At 42.3% G+C, this 20242-nt stretch carries 13 protein-coding genes; 10 read left to right on the top strand and 3 right to left on the bottom strand.

Going from position 1 to position 20242, the window contains the following annotated elements; translation table 11 throughout:
• Window positions 1–131 precede the first annotated feature (131 nt).
• Both J3P43_RS18205 and J3P43_RS18200 read left to right on the top strand, forming a co-directional pair.
• Window positions 132–1112, top strand: a complete 981-nt coding sequence (locus J3P43_RS18205) for an alpha/beta fold hydrolase (protein ID WP_255905098.1) — start codon at window positions 132–134, stop codon at window positions 1110–1112.
• A gap of 417 nt (window positions 1113–1529) precedes the next feature.
• Window positions 1530–3221, top strand: coding sequence for an ATP-binding protein (locus tag J3P43_RS18200; RefSeq protein WP_255905095.1), 1692 nt, complete (start codon window positions 1530–1532; stop codon window positions 3219–3221).
• Window positions 3222–3259: 38 nt separating this feature from the next.
• Here the strand turns inward: J3P43_RS18200 and J3P43_RS18195 are convergent, their stop codons facing one another.
• Complete coding sequence (locus J3P43_RS18195) at window positions 3260–4585, bottom strand: glycoside hydrolase family 28 protein (RefSeq protein WP_255905093.1); 1326 nt, start codon at window positions 4583–4585, stop codon at window positions 3260–3262.
• A 187-nt stretch (window positions 4586–4772) separates the two neighbouring features.
• On the opposite strand from J3P43_RS18195, the gene J3P43_RS18190 reads away from it, so the two are divergent.
• The 3 genes from J3P43_RS18190 to J3P43_RS18180 all read left to right on the top strand — a co-directional run bounded on the left by J3P43_RS18190 (window position 4773) and on the right by J3P43_RS18180 (window position 5911).
• Entirely contained in the window at window positions 4773–5087 is a 315-nt protein-coding gene (locus tag J3P43_RS18190; RefSeq protein ID WP_255905091.1) for an ArsR/SmtB family transcription factor, read from the top strand.
• Between the two features lie 35 nt (window positions 5088–5122).
• Window positions 5123–5554 carry an SRPBCC family protein gene (locus tag J3P43_RS18185; RefSeq protein ID WP_255905089.1) on the top strand — a complete coding sequence of 144 codons (432 nt, stop codon included), beginning with the start codon at window positions 5123–5125 and terminating at the stop codon, window positions 5552–5554.
• A gap of 147 nt (window positions 5555–5701) precedes the next feature.
• A complete protein-coding gene (locus tag J3P43_RS18180) occupies window positions 5702–5911 on the top strand; it encodes a hypothetical protein (RefSeq protein ID WP_255905088.1) in 210 nt (69 codons plus the stop codon).
• 63 nt (window positions 5912–5974) lie between these two features.
• Here the strand turns inward: J3P43_RS18180 and J3P43_RS18175 are convergent, their stop codons facing one another.
• Entirely contained in the window at window positions 5975–6541 is a 567-nt protein-coding gene (locus tag J3P43_RS18175; RefSeq protein ID WP_255905118.1) for an MEDS domain-containing protein, read from the bottom strand.
• 236 nt (window positions 6542–6777) lie between these two features.
• Window positions 6778–7005, bottom strand: a complete 228-nt coding sequence (locus J3P43_RS18170; RefSeq protein ID WP_255905086.1) for a hypothetical protein — start codon at window positions 7003–7005, stop codon at window positions 6778–6780.
• Between the two features lie 378 nt (window positions 7006–7383).
• On the opposite strand from J3P43_RS18170, the gene J3P43_RS18165 reads away from it, so the two are divergent.
• The 5 genes from J3P43_RS18165 to J3P43_RS18145 all read left to right on the top strand — a co-directional run bounded on the left by J3P43_RS18165 (window position 7384) and on the right by J3P43_RS18145 (window position 20091).
• Window positions 7384–10137 carry an alpha-d-galacturonidase gene (locus tag J3P43_RS18165; RefSeq protein ID WP_255905084.1) on the top strand — a complete coding sequence of 918 codons (2754 nt, stop codon included), beginning with the start codon at window positions 7384–7386 and terminating at the stop codon, window positions 10135–10137.
• A 30-nt stretch (window positions 10138–10167) separates the two neighbouring features.
• Entirely contained in the window at window positions 10168–11718 is a 1551-nt protein-coding gene (locus tag J3P43_RS18160; RefSeq protein WP_255905082.1) for an MGH1-like glycoside hydrolase domain-containing protein, read from the top strand.
• 75 nt (window positions 11719–11793) lie between these two features.
• Complete coding sequence (locus tag J3P43_RS18155) at window positions 11794–13401, top strand: glycoside hydrolase family 28 protein (RefSeq protein WP_255905080.1); 1608 nt, start codon at window positions 11794–11796, stop codon at window positions 13399–13401.
• On the top strand, window positions 13401–16214 hold the full coding sequence (locus tag J3P43_RS18150) for a glycoside hydrolase family 95 protein (RefSeq protein WP_255905078.1): 2814 nt from the start codon (window positions 13401–13403) through the stop codon (window positions 16212–16214). Before J3P43_RS18155 ends, J3P43_RS18150 begins: the two co-directional genes overlap by 1 nt.
• A 319-nt stretch (window positions 16215–16533) precedes the next feature.
• The gene (locus tag J3P43_RS18145; protein WP_255905076.1) at window positions 16534–20091 is read left to right on the top strand and encodes a malectin domain-containing carbohydrate-binding protein; all 3558 of its coding nucleotides are present in this window, start codon (window positions 16534–16536) and stop codon (window positions 20089–20091) included.
• Window positions 20092–20242 lie beyond the last annotated feature (151 nt).

Raw genomic sequence — 20242 nt, 5'->3', positions numbered from 1 at the left:
TGATGATTTTCTCTTGTGTTGTCATTGCTTAATCTGATTTTAAGTTACTAATTTTATTGTAACTGTCAGATTAAGTCGTGACTACTTCAGTTTATATTAAACTTTTTATTACCCAAGCCTGTATTTACTACATGATTCGTTTATACATCTGCCTGTTAATAATAGTACACACCACCTGTTTTGCCGAAACAGATACTCTGTCAGTTACGCTTGAAAATGTGAAGTACCCTTATCCGGTTAACTTTATAAAGTTACAATCGGAGGGGACGGATTTGCGGATGGCTTATATGGATATTAAGCCGGCAAATCCAAATGGCAAGTCGGTAATGCTTTTCCATGGAAAGAACTTTGCGGGCTATTATTGGACAGACGTGATACGCGGACTCAGTTCAAATGGATATCGAGTCATTGTCCCCGACCAGATCGGCTTCGGAAAATCGTCGAAGCCATTAATTCATTATAGTTTTCACTTGCTATCGCGGTTTAACAAGCAACTGCTCGACACGCTTGGAATACAGAGAATATCGATACTTGGACACTCTATGGGCGGGATGCTGGCTACCCGTTTTGCCCTCATGTATCCGGAACGGACGGAGAAATTACTGCTCGAAAATCCCATCGGACTAGAAGATTACAAAACCTTTGTTCCGTATGTTTCTACTGAGGAACAGTATAAAACGGAGTTGAAAGCATCAGCGGAAAGTATCCAAAGATATTATCAAAACTCGTATTTTCCTGAATGGAAACCGGAGTACGATTATCTGGTGCAAATTGGTGCCGGGCCTACGAAAAGTGCCGACTTCCCACGTTATGCAAAAGTTGCAGCTATGACCTTTACTATGATCTATGAACAGCCTGTTGTGCATGAACTCAAAAATTTGAAGGTGCCCACAATTTTGTTTATAGGCCTTGAGGATAAAACAATTGTTGGTAAGGGTTTACTTTCCCGGGAAGAACAAGCAAAGCATGGGCAGTATAAAGTGCTTGGGCGCGAAACGGCCAAACGAATTCCAGGCAGCAAGCTTATCGAATTTGAGGGAGTAGGTCATATTCCACATGTACAGATACCAGAGGAGTTTATAAAAGCACTGCTTTCCAGTTTAAAAAAGTGAATTCGTTTAGAGAAGTAAATATCGTTTGTTTGCTCACATAAACGCCGTACTGAAGAGCAAACAGGTTGATTGTCATCATTTTTATTTTAAAATATCTATTAGACTTTCGAGTTTATTTTTTTATTTATACATCTGATTATAAGTTACTTGTGTGTTTGTGGAAATGTCCAGGCATTCGACCGGACTCCATCTTCTTAGTATCTGTTGTCGGGATATGCTCAATTTATCTTAACTTCGAATTAACATCACGAGTACTTCGGATGAGTTTTATTATTCACAGCTTTGATCAGGCGTATTTTCTTAAATAGCGCATGATGATAAACACCCTTATCCCGAATGCACCAATACTTCCCGGTTTTTAACTTTTCACTAAAAAAATTATTAAGTTCTGAGTCTGATTCGTTTGAAAGGGCGAGAATGAAAATTCTTTATGTGATCCTGACTTTTAGTTTACTCAAAGTTCTCATCACTATGATGGCGACCTGGCATTCAGAACAATACCCTCAATTCGATCGGGCTTGCGTGATGCTGGTTATATATTTTGTACTATTTAAAATGCTGCTGACCAGCCGCAGGTTTGTGCATATAGTATCTCACGGCATGGCCTGGCTGGCATTATTGCTCATCTGGTCTAGTGTGTTTGTTTATGCCCAGACCGTTAACACGCTTACCGTTCAGTTCGTTTTCATGTTGATACTAGGCTGTTTTTATTTACTACAGCTCCGCTTTGCTTTGATATATTCATGCCTGGCGTTTTTGCCTTTGATATTACTGATGCTGCTTCCTGGTGGCTTGTTTATCGGTCTGATTCCAGCCTCTCGGCTTGCATCTCCGGGCTATGAAATGATGCTAATTTTAAATTTCGTAACCATCATCATAAGCCACTACTTGTTTCGCCGGGCCTTTATGGATAACCTCATGGAAAAAGAAGCGCTGAACAATCAATTGCGGCTCGCAGTTAACGAGGCGAATCGGGCGGCTGAGTCTAAATCTGATTTTTTATCGACCATGTCGCACGAGTTGCGAACGCCTCTCAACTCCGTTATCGGGGTTACTGAACTGTTGCTCCACGACGACCATTCGAAAGAGCAGGAAGAAAATCTCAATATTCTCAAATTTTCGGCAGGAAATCTTCATGCCTTAATCAATGATATTCTTGACTTTAATAAGTTAGGTTCTGGTAAGCTGGATCTTGAGGCTATTCCTGTCGACCTTAACCGCTTAATGGAAGACATAAGTCAAGGACTTCGCTTTCAGGCTACTCAAAAAAAGATTGATTTTGTTTTGGAGGTTGATGATAGGCTTAAAGATTTGAGCGTTATCACCGATCCTACCAGAATTTCTCAGATAATATATAACCTTGCCGGTAACGCCATCAAATTTACTGAGGTGGGAAGAGTTATCCTACGCTTAAAGCTGTTGCATAATCAGGATGCCAATATTCGGGTTAGAATATCAGTAAAAGACTCAGGTATAGGCATTAGCCCGGATAAGCAGGAGGCTATCTTTGAACCCTTTACGCAGGAGAACACCAGTATCACCCGTAATTTCGGTGGCACCGGACTGGGCTTAGCAATAGTAAAACGTCTGTTGTTTTTGTTCAATAGCGTTGTACATTTGGATAGCACTCCCAATATAGGTTCAACATTTTCTTTTGAGCTTGTTCTTGAAAAAAACAAAGTCTTAAAAAGTGTTTTATCAGATAAGGCAAGTCGGGAATATGATCTGGCCGGACTTAAAATCCTGATAGCAGAAGATAATTCGATGAATAGAATATTGCTGACAAAGGTGCTTTCAAAATGGAACTGCAGTTTTACTTTTGCCTTAAACGGCCAGGAAGCAGTAGAGAAAGTCATAAATCAGGATTTTGATCTGATATTAATGGATCTGCACATGCCGGTTATGGATGGCTATAAAGCTTCAGCAGCCATTCGTGGGTTGGATAATCCTATACGATCCGCCATCCCGATAATTGCGTTGACCGCTTCTGTATCATCGAACTTAAGTGAAAAGATAAAGTTGTGTGGTATGGATGACTTTGTGTTAAAGCCCTTTAAACTGGATGATCTCTTTGATAAACTGAAATTAGAGTCATTCAAAGTATCATAAGATGCTCAGTTTCCTCTGAACATCTTATGATACTCTTTCTAGTTAGCCGCCTGCGCCAACGGAGCCGACATCTTTTTACCGTTCACCCTAACGTTTTTGAATTTCAGGTCTTTTACATTTCCTAATTTAAAATCGGTGGTCTTTAGCTGGACATCCATGTTTTTAACATAGATGTCCACGATCTCTGCCCGTTCGTGGCCCCAAATCTCGCCGAAAGAACCACCCGTGCCGCGTACATTTGAAATTTTTATATTCCGAACCAGAGCTTTTGGTGGTTCCTGGCCTTTTAAATCGAAATATTGTGTCCATGGAGAAACTTTGAAAACGACACCGCCATTTTCCATTGTAATATCACTCATGCGAATGTTTTCATATTGCTGAGGTGTATCAGGGCGTAATTTTAGCCGAAGTATTGTTGGCCCGCGGGTAATGCAGCGCTTCACCTCCACATCGCGTACAAGAGTTGCCTCGCTGCCAAAGGTTACTATTCCGCCGCCAGCTTCGAAAATGCAGTCTTTAATAAGAACGCGTTCAACCGGCGGACTATCTTTATCCTGCATGGCGAAAGGTCCTTTCGAACCTTTAAGTGCAATACAATCATCACCCAGAGAAAAGAAGCATCCACTGATAGTAATGTCCTGCGAGCTGTCTACATCAATTCCGTCAGAACTGGGTCCACGGTTGGGAACAGCTCCTGACGGCGCCACAAACCGGCAATTCTCAACGGTTACGTTTTGGCAGCGATAAATATGGAGGTTCCAGAATCCCGAATTCAGAAACTTTACGCCGCTTATCTTAACATCTTTCGAGTTCTGGATCAGAGTTAGCCGGGGCCGTTCTACGTCAAGGTTTTTTGTTCCCTTTACAGCATTACGGGTATCGTAAAATAATTTATAAAAAGGCTCTCCGCTGCCATCGAGGGTCCCCGGGCCGGTAATTCGTAAATGGTCAACTTTATCGCCGTTAATCAGTGCCGCGCGCCAAGGTTCAAAGTGTCCTTCGATGCGTGTATTGAGTTTCTCGTAATCATTTATGTTAGTCGAGCCCTTAAGTACAGCGTCTTGCTGTATTTCTATATTAACTCCGGGTTTTAGAAAAAGCGAGCCGCTTATGAATACCCCTTTCGGTATGACCATCGTTCCCCCGCCATTTTGAGCGCATTCATCGATTATAGATTGAATGGTTTTTGTATTGAGTGTCTTGCCGTCTCCAACAGCGCCTTTTTCAGCAATGTTATAACGTTTGTCGGCGGCACTGGCCGAAAACGGTTTAGACTTAGCAACACTCTCGGCATAAGTTGCATTTGTACCTGTCAGCATAAGAACAGACAGGGTGGCCAGCAAACTTGACAAATTTAATTTCATACGTTAAATAATGATTTCTGCATCGCAGCATTTACAACGCAAATATGCTGTTCCAAAAGTAATCGCAAGCAGTCATGGGCGATTGTTGCTGTAACATTTTGGTAGCAATTGTACCCGAGAATAAAAATCTTGATTTTTTTGTAACCAGATGGTTTCTTTTTATATTTGTAACCACTTGGTTACTATTATGGAATTACGACGGGACGTCTTTCAGGCAATATCAGATCCGACACGGAGAGATATTATTAATTTATTGAGCACACAGTCATTAAATCTCAATACAGTAGCCAGTCATTTCCAGGTTAGCAGGCCAGCTATTTCAAAACATATCAAGATTCTTAGCGAATGCGGCATAGTTGAAATCCGGCAGGAGGGGAGGGAGCGGTATTGCCGCGCCGATTTGGAAAAGCTTAAAGAAGTAGATGTCTGGCTTGATTACTACCGGCAATTCTGGAACCGCAAACTGAATGCTCTGGGCGATTTCCTCGACCGAAAGGATTGAATAAATAAAGAAACTAGTAAAATAAAAACTGAAATATGGAAACAAAACCACTGATCGTAGAGCGCAGCTATAATGCGCCGATCGAAAGAGTATGGAAAGCCATTACCGACAAAGAACAAATGAAGGAATGGTACTTTGAACTTGAGGAATTCAGACCTGAGAAAGGTTTTAAATTTCGCTTTACCGGCGGTGACGAAAATGTCCAATATCTCCATGAATGTGAAGTGATTGTAGTTGATCCTCCGAACAAGCTTAGTTATAGCTGGACCTATCCCGAGCTTAGCGGTTATTCGGTTGTTACGTTTGAATTGTTTAGCGAGGGTGCGACAAGAACACGCCTTCGATTGAGCCATGAAGGAATTGAAAGCTTCCCGAAAGACGATCCGAATTTTGCTATTGCAAGCTTCACCAAGGGATGGAATGAAATTATAGGAGAACTGCTTAGGAAATATGTGGAACAAAATTAAAAGGCCGCTGCGCTAGTTCTCTCTGCAGAGTTAGTGCAGCTCCTTATTATACGTTAAATATTTGCTGCTTGCTGTTGATTCTATCGATAGAAATTCGTACATTTAATATAACAACAGCATGGTTAAGTTATTTAAAATGAAAAAGTTATGGAAACTCAACCAAATTCAGCAAAAAACCTTCGGGATGGTGAAAATGAGCAATTAAGACAGTCTGCAAACCCAAAGAATGTCGAGCCGGTAAGCGATCAGGAAGCAGCTGGCGCCCATTACCACAATTATGTACCAAGGCACTCCAGTCATGGGCGGTCAAATATTCGGGGTATCAGCTCTGACCATGAGCCTGGTACTATTCGGTAGAACGAATTAAGGCAATTAACCGTAAATCGGGTAAATGAAAATGCAACGATGAAAAGCAGTAAGCTAGGCGCTTATCTTTGCTGATTGTATCGTTTTGTACAGAATCTCATCTTTAGAATCCGGCTTACCTTTTACCATTCTGGTATGGCTGTCGCAAATATGCTGCATCGATGCCTCATTGCCTTGAGTAAAGCCACTTTTGGGATAAGCGCAGAATAAACAAAACACTTCCTTCTGACAAAGCTTGTTCCAGAGGTGTTCAAGATTCACGGTGGCTCCACTGTTTCCTTCCGCCCAAAGAATTGCAACCATCTCGCCAAAAGCTCTCACCTTTTTGTCGCCTGCTTTTGCTTTTTTAATTAAGTCGGTTACCACAGTCATAAAAAGCTCTTCATCAGGCCATCCGCTTCGCATAAACTTAGAGAGTATCTCCTCTGCATTTAAAGGGAAATACTGATGGTTTGACACCAGCGACTCAACGTTTAAGCCATGAGAAGCCAATTTGAATTCAAGGCCCTTTAAATGCACGTCGGTAGCTATAACGATTACACTTTCATCAGAATTAATTCCTTCGCCTACAAAGTTCATGAGTAGCTCTAAAAAAGCGTCATCGTTCTCATAAATTTGCAGTACGTGATCGCAGGGAGCTATTTCAGCCCAAAAACTTTAGCTTTGCTCTTCTGCCAACCCTTTTCCAGTTCCACCGATTATAGTTTATATTGTATAGAGATAACTCTAAAAACAGGAAAAGGTTATAAACTAAAAAGCTAACCCAATTCGATTCAGAGATGGGGGTGGGTAAATGGACCCGGGCCTGACATGGTCAAAAACGAAAGAAGTGAATAGATCCGCCTTTCGGACTCAGGTTAAACTATATAGGTTGTGGCTAATCTTGATTTATAGAGGTTATAATTATTAACGGCTTCAGTGAGCTCTTTTTTGGCCTTGGTATACTCAGGAAGCAGATCCATATTTTCTGATCCTTTGTCCGCGAATAGTTCGTGATCAATCTTCTGATATGCTATTCGTTTTTCAGTGGCGACACTTTCAAGCCTTTTTAACTCAGCGGCTTGCTCTGCAGGTAAATTGTACATAGACGATGGTATAGGGCGACTAATATATTAACTTTTTCTTAATATTCAATAATTTGAAACTTTTCAGAAAACTTCGGTTATTAGTTTCCTGGAACCGCAGGGTTATCAATCGTTTAGCTTTGATAAATGGAAATAATGTTTATTTTACCTGAGAAGAAAAGCAACGTTCCGGATCTATTATGGACGTCTCCTGGTCAGTGAAATTGTTACTTCATTCGCCTGAATTGTAAAGTTATCACTACGTTCAGACGCTAATATCCTATAATAGCTGGAGAAAATATTATATAAAAGCAAGATCATCGGGGGCTACTTTTGAGTTGCCGTTTTACTGACCCGGCCGCACATCCATTCATCATACGCTAATAAATAGGACGATTAATGAAACGTTTTCTGAATTTCGCTATTACACTTAGTTGTCTTCTCTTTTTAATTCCGTCGCTGTTAGCGTCTGAAAAAGTAAATCAGGATAACATAATTACCGTGGTGAGCCCTGTATCAAGCCACGCCCGCATTAAGTTTGGCGTAGAAAAATTGAAAGCGGCTTTAATGGCCGCCGGCTATCGGGTGAAAGTTCTCCAGCAAAATACACTTCCTAAAAATGGCCGGATTATAGCCGTTGGATTAAATAAGGCAAATTTAATTTCGAGCGCCGGACGAGTGTACAATCTTGCTTTGAACCCAGGTACGGCAAAGGAGGGTTTCTCTGTCGTTTCTTCGGCAAACAGTATTGTTTCAGGAAACGATGAATCCGGTGTTCTTTATGGATGTCTGGAATTAGCTGATAGAATCAAAACTGCGGGTAAGTTACCGCAGAACCTTAATATTCAGGACAGACCTGAAATGGTGTTGCGGGGAACGTCTATTGGCCTTCAGAAGCCGTATTATCTTCCCGGCAGAACGGTTTATGAATACCCCTATACTCCCGATCAATTCCCTTGGTTTTATGATAAAGCTCATTGGCTGAAATACCTTGATATGATGGTCGAGAACCGTTACAATTCTCTTTATTTATGGAACGGGCATCCTTTTGCATCGCTGGTAAAGCTCAAAGACTATCCCTACGCCTTAGAAGTAGATGAGGCAACATTTAAAAAAAATGAAGAGATGTTCAGGTTTCTTACCCAGGAAGCGGATAAAAGAGGGATTTGGGTGATCCAAATGTTTTATAATATCATCGTATCAAAACCTTTTGCCGAAAAACATAATATTAAGACTCAGGATAGAAACCGTCCGATCACCCCTTTACTTTCCGATTACACCCGTAAGTCGATAACTGCATTTGTTGAGAAGTATCCCAACGTAGGTTTACTGGTTACTTTGGGCGAAGCCATGGAAGGTGTAGGTCAGGATGATGTGGACTGGTTTACTAAGACTATTATTCCCGGCGTAAAAGACGGTTTGAAAGCTCTAGGCTCGACTACAGAACCTCCGATTGTGCTTCGTGCGCATGATTCGGATGCACCTCGTGTAATGAAAGAGGCGTTGCCTATTTACAAAAACCTGTATACGATGGCGAAGTATAATGGTGAGGCGCTGACAACCTATACGCCTAGAGGAAAGTGGGCCGAGCTTCACAGAAGTTTGAGCCGTATTGGTACTGTCCACATACAAAATGTTCATATACTTGCTAATCTTGAGCCGTTCCGTTACAGCTCTCCTGATTTTATTCAGAAATCGGTACAGGCGATGCATAACGTTTATGAAGCAAACGGATTACACTTGTATCCGCAGGCATCTTACTGGGATTGGCCATATACAGCTGATAAGGTAGAAGGCAGGCTTTTGCAAGTTGACCGCGACTGGATGTGGTATAAAACCTGGGCAAGGTATGCATGGAAGGCGGATAGAGATAAAAAGCAGGAGACTGACTATTGGGGGGGAGAACTGGCGCAAACTTTTGGTATCAGCAATGAGCAGGGCAAGCAAGTACTGGAAGCACATGAACAGGCTGGGGAGATTTCTCCGAAGCTTTTAAGAAGATACGGCATCACAGACGGTAACCGTCAAACTCTTACTTTAGGTATGTTGATGACGCAATTAATCAATCCTTTCCGTTACGGATTATTTACTCTGCTTTATGAATCTGAAGCTCCGGAAGGTGAGATGATTATTGAGTATGCTGAAAAAGAAGCGAAAAATCAGAAACATATTGGTGAAACGCCAATCCAGGTAGCTGATGAAGTTGTCGTACATGGCCAGAAAGCAGTTGAAGCGATAGAAAAAGCTGCACCTTTCGTCACAAAAAATAAAGAAGAGTTCAACAGGCTAAAGAACGATATGTATTGCTATCGTGCAATGGCGAATTATTATGCAGAGAAGGCCAGAGCGGCGGTCGCGGTTCTTAAATTTAAATATTCTGACGATGTGAAAGATCTAGATAAAGCCATGCCTTATCTGGAGAATAGTGTGAAACATTATGCAGAATTAGTTAAACTGACAAAGGATGCATACCTATACGCCAATAGTATGCAAACGGCACAACGGAAAATTCCTATGCGCGGGGTTGATGCTACTTACATCAACTGGTTTGAAATGCTGCCTGTTTACCAAAGGGAGTTAGATAACTTGAAGCGTAGTATTGATTCGTTAAAGACCAATAAATCAGCCGGTCTTGATAAAAAGAAATCGTTCAAAAGCGCAGATGTAAAATTGCTGTCAAATGGCGGAACGTTTTACAATTTGGCTGCTAATCAAGCTTTGTTTGCAGATTCTGCTCTTACAATAGGCGATGTTGCCCTCGAGCTTCAGGGTTTAAAAGCGATCCGTTTCTCAAAAGCTGCACAGGTAAAAGAGGGAACAAGGTTAAAATTTTCAACATCGAAACCCGTTAAACTACTAATAGGTTACTTTAATTCGAAGGAGCATGGATTTGCTCCTGCACCACAACTTGAAACAGATGCAAGTGCCAACGATTATGGACAGGGTGAAATTAAAATTTCGAATGCATTAATTGCCGGTAAATTACCTACAGTTAATGTACACACTTACTCGTTCAACGCCGGAACCCATAACCTGAACCTTCCCAAGGGAGCACTGTTGGTTCTCGGATTTATTGAAGGGAACGAGGAAGTAAAGATTTTTAACGCAGGTTTGGGTGCCTACGGAAAAGAAATTGATTGGTTATTTGAATAATGCATAAGTCAGACACACACAACAATTAATATGAAATACAAACTTCTAACGCTACTTTGTATAGCTGTTTTTCACTTTAAGACAGGTTTTGGGCAAAAAGCCGGAGTGTTAAACACCGATGACCTGAAGCGATATGTTAACGAATTTAATATTCTCGATAAGGAAGAAGCAGTAATTAATCTGGTACCCAATGTACAGTCGTTCGATTGGCTTTCTAACAATATTCCTTTGTTTGACGCGCCGGATTCTGCCATTGAGCGAATCTATTATTTCCGCTGGTGGTCGTATCGCAAACACATTAAGCAGACACCCGAAGGCCATGTAATCACCGAGTTTATTACGCCGGCCAACCATGCAGGGAAATACAATGCCATAAGCAGCGGTTTAGGACATCAGATAAACGAAGGCCGTTGGCTGCACAATCAGCAGTATATAAAAGATTATATCAACTTCTGGTTCTATGTAGATCCTAAGCATAAAGTTCAGCGCTTTCATGCGTTCAGCAGCTGGATTCAGGATGCGGTATATGATCACTATAAAGTTGCTCTGGATAGGCCTTTCCTTGCCAAACTTGTCCCTGACCTGGATGCAGATTACGAGAAGTGGGAAGCAGAGAAACAGGCCGCCAATAAAATGTTCTGGCAGTATGATGTTCGGGATGCGATGGAAGAATCAATAAGCGGCTCGAGGACAGCTAAGAATATCCGCCCAACCATTAACAGTTATATGTATGGCAACGCTAAAGCGATGGTCGAAATCGCTGAATTGTTTGACATCGATAGTTTAAAAAGAAAATATAAGCCAAAGGCTGAATTTTTGCGTAAAGCAGTTCATGAGAAACTTTGGGACGATACAGCTTCGTTTTTTAAGGTTCAGTATGAAAAAGGCGGTTTGTGCGATGCCCGTGAAGCTATCGGGTATATTCCATGGTATTTCAACCTTCCCAAAGATAAAGCGAAATATGCAAAGCAATGGGATCAGATCCTGGACACAAAAGGATTTAATGCTCCCTGGGGATTAACAACTGCTGAAAGAAGACACCCGGAATTCCGTACACATGGCTCGGGTCATGGTTGCGAGTGGGATGGGGCTGTTTGGCCGTATGCCACCACACAAACTCTTAAAGGGCTCTCTAATTTACTTACTGAGTACAAGCACAAGGGTAATATGACAAAGCAGGTGTTTTATGATGAGTTTCATAAATATGCTATGTCTCATCAAATGAACGGAAAAACTTACATTGGCGAATATCAGGATGAAAAAAACGGCGAGTGGTTAAAAGGTGATCATCCGAGAAGCAAATTCTATAACCATTCTGGTTTTGCTGATTTAATCATTAATGACCTGGTTGGCTTAAAACCGAGGGCAGATAATACACTGGAAGTAAATCCATTATTGCCTGAAGGGCAATGGGACTGGTTCTGCCTGGACAGGGTACCTTACCACGGCAAAATGTTAACCTTCGTTTGGGATAAGGACGGAACCAAATATGGAAAGGGAAAAGGATTCCGAATCTTCGCCGACGGGAAGGAAATTGCGAAATCTGATAAACTGAAAAAAATCAAGACAAAGCTGATTTAAGTAAATACATCGTTTTGTTGTTGGAGACACCAACAATGGCAACAGACAAGACCAAACTGATATAAAAACATATAAATGAAATTTCCGGAGCAATATTTTTCAATCTTAAAAACTTTCGCTTTTTCTCTTTTACTGATAAGCTATCTTAACGTAAGCGCTCAAAATCCGTATTATAACGTAACCAAGTTCGGTGCTAAAAACGATAGCAGCAAAATTGCTACAGCTGCCATTAAGAAAGCTATAGAAGCCGCTTCGAAGGCGGGCGGTGGTACTGTCTATTTTCCGGCCGGAAAGTATCTTACAGGGCCTATTCATCTGAAAAGCAATATCACCATTTTTATCGACGCCGGCGCGGAACTACATTTCAGCGATAATTTTGACGATTATCTTCCAATGGTAAAAAGTCGGTATGAGGGTGTAGATGTGACAAGTTTTTCGCCCTTGTTTTATGCATACGAGGCTGAGAATATAGCGATTATAGGAAGAGGGATAATTGACGGACATGGTAAAAAATGGTGGGATTTTGTTGAGGGATACAAAGAAGGGCAGGCCCGCTCGAAATGGCAATTAATTTTCGACGAACTGAATAAGGATATTCTGCTGCCAGATGAGCCGAAACAGATGAAACGAGGCTTCCTTCGTCCGCCGTTTATACAAACCATGTATTGTAAGAACGTGCAAATAGACGGCATTACAATCAGAAATTCTCCTTTTTGGACGGTTAATCCTCAGTTTTCAGAAAACGTAACGATAAATGGCGTTACGATCTTTAATCCTGAATCGTTTGCTCCAAATACTGACGGCATAAATCCGGAGTCATGCAATAATGTGCACATTTCTAACTGTCATATCAGCGTAGGCGATGATTGTATCACCATCAAATCCGGTAAGGATAAGCCGGGAAGAGCGAAGAACGTTCCTGCCGAAAATTACACAATTACCAATTGTACTATGTTATCGGGTCACGGTGGTGTAGTAATCGGCAGCGAAATGTCTGGCGGTGTGAGGAAAATCGCTATTTCAAATTGTATTTTCGATGGTACTGATCGTGGAATCAGAATTAAGTCGGCACGCGGAAGAGGTGGTATTGTTGAAGAGATACGTGTCGATAATATTGTGATGAAAAACATTAAAGATCAGGCGATCGTACTGGATCTTCAATATGCCAGGACGAATCCCGAACCGGTATCAGAGCGTACTCCACAATTCCGGAACATCCATTTCAGCAACATCACCGGATCAAACATTAAAGAAGCATGCTTCATTAACGGCCTTGTTGAGATGCCGGTCGAAAATATCACGTTCAACGACATTAATATCGACGCTCAAACAGGATTTAACATCAAGGAAGCAAGAAGAATAGAATTCCATAATGTTCAAATCAATACCGAGTCGGGCCCATCAATAAGAGCAGAAAATGTGCGCACACTCGAGGTTGATGGTGTAAAATCATTTAAGCCGCATGCAGGTGTTCCAATTTTAGATTTCACAAACGTGGAAGATGCGTTTTTATATGATTCATTCCCTGCAGCCGGAACAGACAATTTCTTGCGGGTACGAGGCGATAAAACAAAGAACATCACGCTTGACGGTAATAATTTCAAGAACGTAAAGACACCGGTTATTAAAGAGGCCGGAGTTTTAGAAACGATTCAGGTAGAACCCAGAAACATCGTGAAATAATGGCTCATCCCTTTTTTAAAAAAATAAGTTTACTGGCTTTAGGTGGATTGCTGATTGCAAGTTTCACTAAGGCTCAGGACTATAAGCTGTGGTACAATAAGCCCGCACAAAAATGGACTGACGCTCTTCCAATCGGAAATGGCCGTCTGGGCGCCATGATATTTGCAGGCCTGGAAAGCGATCGCATTCAATTCAATGAAGAAACACTCTGGACCGGCGAACCCAGAGACTATCACAGGGAAGGTGCTTTTAATCAGCTTTCGGAACTAAGAAGGTTATTATCTGAAGGTAAACAGAAAGAAGCCGAAGCTCTTGCCGCCGAGAAGTTTATGGGTATGAAAAGTACCGAAGGCCAGAAGGAGAAATGGTTTGCCGAGATGCGTTCATTTAAGGGCATGAACGGAAACCCTTCTCTAGAGAATTTTGACGACAGTAAATGGGAACTATTTCCGGTTCCTACTTATGAAGGCTGGGAAACTAAAGGTATGGAAATAGATGGTGCGGTATGGTTTCGCACTACCTTTAACCTGCCAGCTAAATGGAAAGGAAAAAACCTCGTTCTGGATCTGAACCGCATTCGCGATGAGGATTTTACGTATATTAATGGTAAACTAGTCGGGCATACCAGTAGCACCGAAGGCAGGAAATATACCATCCCAAAAGATGCGCTAAAAACGGGGGCGAATACCATCGCCATTCAGGTTTTAAACTACTTTGATAAAGGCGGAATTGCCGGTTATAAAGATACCAGCAGGCATATTGCGGTTTACCCGGAAGGTAGCACTGCAGCCGAAGGAATCTCATTAGTTAAACCATGGAAGTTTAAAGTACAAAACGATGAACCTCCTGCTGTACCAACGTTTCAGGCAAGTTATCAGCCTTTCGGCGATGTTTATCTTAATTTCAATGGAACCTCATCGGCTACGAATTACAAACGCGAACTGGATCTTCAGACCGCAGCATCAAAAACTACTTACACATTAAATGGTGTAAATTACACGAGGGAGTATTTTGCAAGCCAGCCGAACCAAGCAATCGTTATCCATATAAAAGCTGACAAAGCGGGGAGCGTGAGCTTTTCGACGTTGCTTAACAGTCCTCATAAATACTCAAGCACCCGTCACGTAGACGATAAAACACTGGGTTTATCGCTGAAAGTACGAAATGGTGCATTGCGAGGCGAAAGTTTACTGAGAGTCGAATCAAAAAGCGGAAATGTTTCGGTAGATAATGAAAAAATCACTGTAGAAGGAGCCGATGAAGTGACTCTTTACCTCACCGCGGGGACGAATTATGTGAACTATAAAAATGTTTCCGGAGACCCTCTCGCTATTTGTCAGCAAGCGCTGACCAGCATAGCCGGGAAGAAATATACTGAGATAAAAGAGGCACACTTAAAAGAATATCAACAATATTATAACAACTTCTCGATATCGCTGGGGAAAAGCGCTAATGATCATCTTCCGACAGACCAGCGTTTAGCCCGGTTCTCTGATTCGGTTGATCCTTCATTTGCGGCCTTATATGTGCAGTATGGTCGTTACTTGCTAATTTCAAGTTCAAGGCCAGGTACCAGACCTGCTAACCTGCAAGGCATCTGGAACGACTTACTTAGTCCGCCATGGAATAGTAAGTATACCACCAATATCAACGCCGAAATGAATTATTGGCCGGCAGAACTTCTGAATTTATCACCCATGCACGAACCGTTCTTCAAAATGGTAGAAGAGCTGGCAGAAGTGGGACAAAAGACTGCAAAAGCGCATTACAATGCTTCAGGCTGGATTTTGCATCACAATACCGATCTATGGAGAGGAACTGCCCCCATAAACGCGTCCAATCATGGAATTTGGGTAGGAGGAGCAGGCTGGGTGAGCCTTCACTTGTGGGAGCATTATTTGTTTACGCAGGATAAAGAATTTTTAAAGAACAGAGCTTACCCAATTATTAAAGGAGCGGCAAAGTTTTTTGTGGATTTTCTGGTAAAGGACCCTAAAACCGGTTGGTTGATCAGTACGCCGTCTAACTCTCCCGAGAATGGAGGTTTGGTTGCCGGACCTACAATGGATCATCAGATAATCAGAGATCTTTTCAAAGCCACCATTCAAGCCAGCGAGCTCCTGGGAACGGATGCCGATTTTAGCGAATCACTCAAGGCAAAATTGGGTCAAATTGCTCCTAATCAGATCGGCAAGTTTGGTCAATTACAGGAATGGCTTGAAGACAAGGATGATACCACAAACAAACACAGGCATGTTTCGCATTTGTGGGGCGTACATCCTGGCAGTGATATTACCTGGGACACAAACCCTGATATGATGAAAGCAGCCCGTCAATCCCTTATTTATCGCGGCGACGAGGGCACAGGCTGGAGCCTAGCCTGGAAGATCAATTTCTGGGCCCGCTTCAAGGATGGTGAGCATGCTATGAAAATGGTTAAAATGCTATTACGGCCCGCAAGTGGAAACGGGGGATCATATGTAAACCTTTTCGATGCACATCCTCCATTTCAGATTGATGGAAACTTCGGAGGTGCAGCTGGAATTGCTGAGATGTTGCTTCAAAGCCATACTAAATACATTGATCTTTTACCTGCATTGCCATCTGACTTTAAAGATGGTAAAGTAAAAGGAATTAAAGCTCGCGGTGGTTTTGAGTTCGACCTTGACTGGAAAAACGGGAAGCTTAGTTCTGTTACTGTGAAGTCTCTTGCTGGGAATGTTTGTACGCTGCGTTACGGAGATAAGGTTGTTAGTTTTCCTACAAAAAAAGGTAAAGAATATAAGTTGAATAGCGCTTTGTCGAAGAGGTAAACTCTTTGAGGCGCTTGTAATTCTGCGTTTAATTATTTGTCATTTTGGTCCGCCAGTTAACGGAAGGAATCTAAGCGTTTGATTGAATGCTGAAAGATCTCTCCTTCGTCGAGGTGATAAGGCGGGATAGACGAGGCGCAGGAACAAAGCGTTGATATTATGTATGCGATTTTCGACGCTCTGTCATTTCGACCAGAGGAGACCTGCGAAGCAAGCATGAATGCCATAGTAGAATTAGCGCTTATGAATAAATCTAAAGCGTTCACCATGCAGAAAAAGCGGGTAGATAATGCCCACAAATCAATTAAATTAAATTTGAATGGTACATCACACTACATTTCTCAAATTAAGATATATCCTCTTTTTTTCGTTACTAACAGTTTGTGAATCCCTACACGCTCAATCAGTCCGAAGAGATATTTCTCTCGATAGTGACTGGCATACCATAGCAAACGATACCAATAAACATGCTTTTGACGGCTTTCATAAGCCAGGCTTCAGTCCCCGCAACTGGGAGAAAGTAAACGTTCCGCATAACTGGGATAAGTACGAAGGTTATAGAAGAGAACTTCATGGAAACCGGCACGGCTATGCCTGGTACCGCAAAGTGTTTAAAGCCAGGGACCTCAAAAAATCTAAGCGTTATTTTCTCTTTTTTGAGGGAGTTGGGTCTTACGCCACTGTTTGGCTTAACGGAAAGCAGGTGGGGTATCACGCAGGGGGAAGAACAACCTTCACTATCGACGTAACGAATACTATCAACTTAAAAAGAGAAAATATCTTAGCCGTAAGGGCTGATCATCCGCCACATATTCACGATCTTCCTTGGGTTTGCGGCGGCTGTTCTACCGAAAGAGGATTTTCTGAAGGCTCGCAACCGATGGGAATTTTTAGACCCGTACATCTTATCGAAACAAACGACTTGCGTATCGAGCCTTTTGGCGTTCATGCCTGGAATGATAATAAAATATCCGCGAAAGCGGCATTGCTGAATTTCACCACGGAGTTGAAAAATTATGGCAAGCAAACCAGAACTGTATCAATCATAAACAGGCTGATCGACAAAAACGGAAGGGTAATCTCAATACAGAAAAATGCAGAAACCATTGCATCCGGAAAAACCCTGAAAGTTGCTCAAAGAACTGAAACAATATCTAATCCCATACTTTGGTCGATCGAGAACCCCTATCTGTACACGGTAGTAACATCTATCGAAGAAAAGGGAAAACTGCTCGATTCTATCCATACACCATATGGTATCAGGTGGATTAGCTGGCCTATCGGGAGAAATAATAACGACAAGCGTTTCTTTTTGAACGGTAAACCTGTATTTATCAACGGCATTGCCGAGTATGAACATTTATTGGGTCAAAGTCATGCCTTTTCGGCTGAACAAGTCCGATCGCGGGTATTGCAAATGAAAGCGGCTGGCTTTAATTCCTTCCGGGATGCGCATCAGCCTCATAATCTTCGTTACCAGGAATATTGGGACAGGGCCGGAATAACCTTATGGACCCAAATGGCCGCACATATCTGGTATGATACTCCTGAGTTTCGGACAAACTTTAAGAACCTGCTAGTGGATTGGGTGAAAGAAAGAAGAAATAGCCCGTCAGTGATTCTATGGGGTTTAGAGAATGAGAGTACGCTGCCGGAAGACTTTGCACGCGAATGTACCGAACTGATAAGAAGTCTGGATCCAACTGCGTCTTCGCAGCGTTTGGTAACCACCTGTAACGGTGGAAAAGGAACCGACTGGGATGTGCCTCAAAATTGGACCGGAACCTATGGCGGTGATCCAAAAACCTACGCAGAGGACGTTCAACGCCAGGTTTTAATCGGCGAATATGGTGCATGGCGGACACTTGATCTGCATACCGAAGGTCCCTTTAATCAAAGTGGCCCGTATAGCGAAGACCGCATGTCGCAATTAATGGAGTTGAAAGTCAGGCTTGCGGAATCGGTTAGCGACAAAACCTCGGGACATTATTTCTGGCTCTTTACTTCTCATGATAATCCAGGCCGTGTGCAAGGGGGAGAGGGTTTACGAGAGTTGGACCGCATTGGACCTGTAAATTATAAAGGCCTGCTTACGCCATGGGAAGAACCTCTGGATGTTTATTATATGTTCCGATCAAATTATGCGCCTAAAGAAACCGAACCAATGGTGTACATCGCCTCCCATACCTGGCCCGATCGCTGGACTAAGCCGGGAAAGAAAGACAGCATCACCGTATATTCAAATTGCGATGAAGTAGAACTGTTTAACGATGTTGATCATTCTTCCTTAGGAAGAAAAAAAAGAGGTGGGGTAGGAACGCATTTTCAATGGGATAATGCGAACATCAATTACAATGTTTTATACGCAAAGGGATATGTAAACGGAAAAGAAGTGGCGAAAGATTATATCGTACTTCATCATCTGCCACGGGCTCCACATTTTAATGAGTTTTTAAAAGACGCTAAGCCCGTTACCGCAGCACAGCCAAATTATAATTACCTGTATAGGGTAAATAGCGGTGGCCCGGATTATAAAGATGAGAATGGAAATATGTGGCTGGCCGACAGGCAGCAATCAGGTGAAAATACCTGGGGTTCTAACTCCTGGACGAAAGACTTCCCGGGTACACCGGCTTACTTTGCCAGTCAGCGCCGCACTCACGATCCAATAAAAGGAACAAGAGACTGGCAGCTTTTTCAGGACTTCCGTTATGGAAGAGATAAATTAAACTTCCAGTTCCCGGTACAAGATGGAGAGTATCTGGTCGAGTTGTACTTCGTAGAGCCATGGCTTGGAACTGGAGGAGGCTTGGATTGCACAGGCATGCGCATTTTTGACGTAGCAATAAATGGTGATGTGGTATTAAACGACCTTGATATCTGGAAAGAGGTTGGACACGATGCAGTGCTAAAGAAAACAGTAAATGCTAAAGTAAAAGGCGGACAAATAATTATCTCTTTTCCGGAAGTGAAATCTGGTCAGGCGCTTATCTCAGCTATCGCGATAGCCACTACTAATAAAGCTGCGGTTCCAGCACCGCCTTCTAAATCTATTGTTCAGAACCTGACAACCAACAGCGGAAGCGCCGGGAGCTGGACTCTGCAGACCTGGATGGATACTGGAATGAAACAGTACGAAGACGCCGAAGTGAAATTTGTTTCCCTGCCATCAAACCTCTACGGTGCCGAATGGATAAGAACATCATTAGCTCGGGCGACCTCAGGTGAGAAACTTTTCATTGTTGCTGAAGAAGCAGATGTTTTTCTGGCCGTCGACGAATCGGGACGCTACCTGCCAGCAATGCTTGAAGGTTATGAAGACACAAAGACCTTTATTATTAACTCAGAAAATCGGAAGTATCGTGTTCATCGCAAAAGGTTCAATAAAGGAGATCGTGTTTCGATAGGCAATATGTTGAGTGGACAAATGTACACCGTAGCCCTGCTGCCTGCTTCGAAACTGGAGCCTGCACATGATCTGAAGAAGGTAATTTCTTATAAGGCCATCGAAGCTAAATTTATCGGCTCCGGTTTGAAGAAAGAAGTGTTAATGGGGCGTGAACGTGTAATGTTTACGAAGCAATCCGGCGATATACTCGAATTTACGATGAACACCGGAGTAGCCGACACCTATTCTTTAACCGTAAAGTATCACAATCCTTTTCAAAAGGTATTGAAAGCGAAGATCGAGGTTTTAGCCGCCGATGGTACTTCGATGAAAAAAGCAGAGTCTTTCGATCTTGCCCCCACAAAGGAGGGCAAGTGGAATTATTTTACTACTAACACGGGTACAATGATTAATGCCGGCACTTATAAGGTACGAATCATTGCTGAAGACATGGCTGGAGTGAGCGTTGACGCCCTGGACGTCCAATAACATTTTTGATACAAACATGGTGATGGTAAAATCCTACATTAACATGATAATAATAACCACTTTTTCCGAACCGGATCTTGTTAAATTAGTGTAACGATATACACTGTTTGACTAGGCAATAACCAATTAAAGATCTTTATCAAGGTAGTAT

Source organism: Paradesertivirga mongoliensis (assembly GCF_024436395.1).
Taxonomy (GTDB): Bacteria; Bacteroidota; Bacteroidia; order Sphingobacteriales; family Sphingobacteriaceae; genus Paradesertivirga; species Paradesertivirga mongoliensis.
The sequence above is the reverse complement of the archived record's forward strand: the minus strand, read 5'-3'. Positions and strand labels throughout refer to the sequence as shown.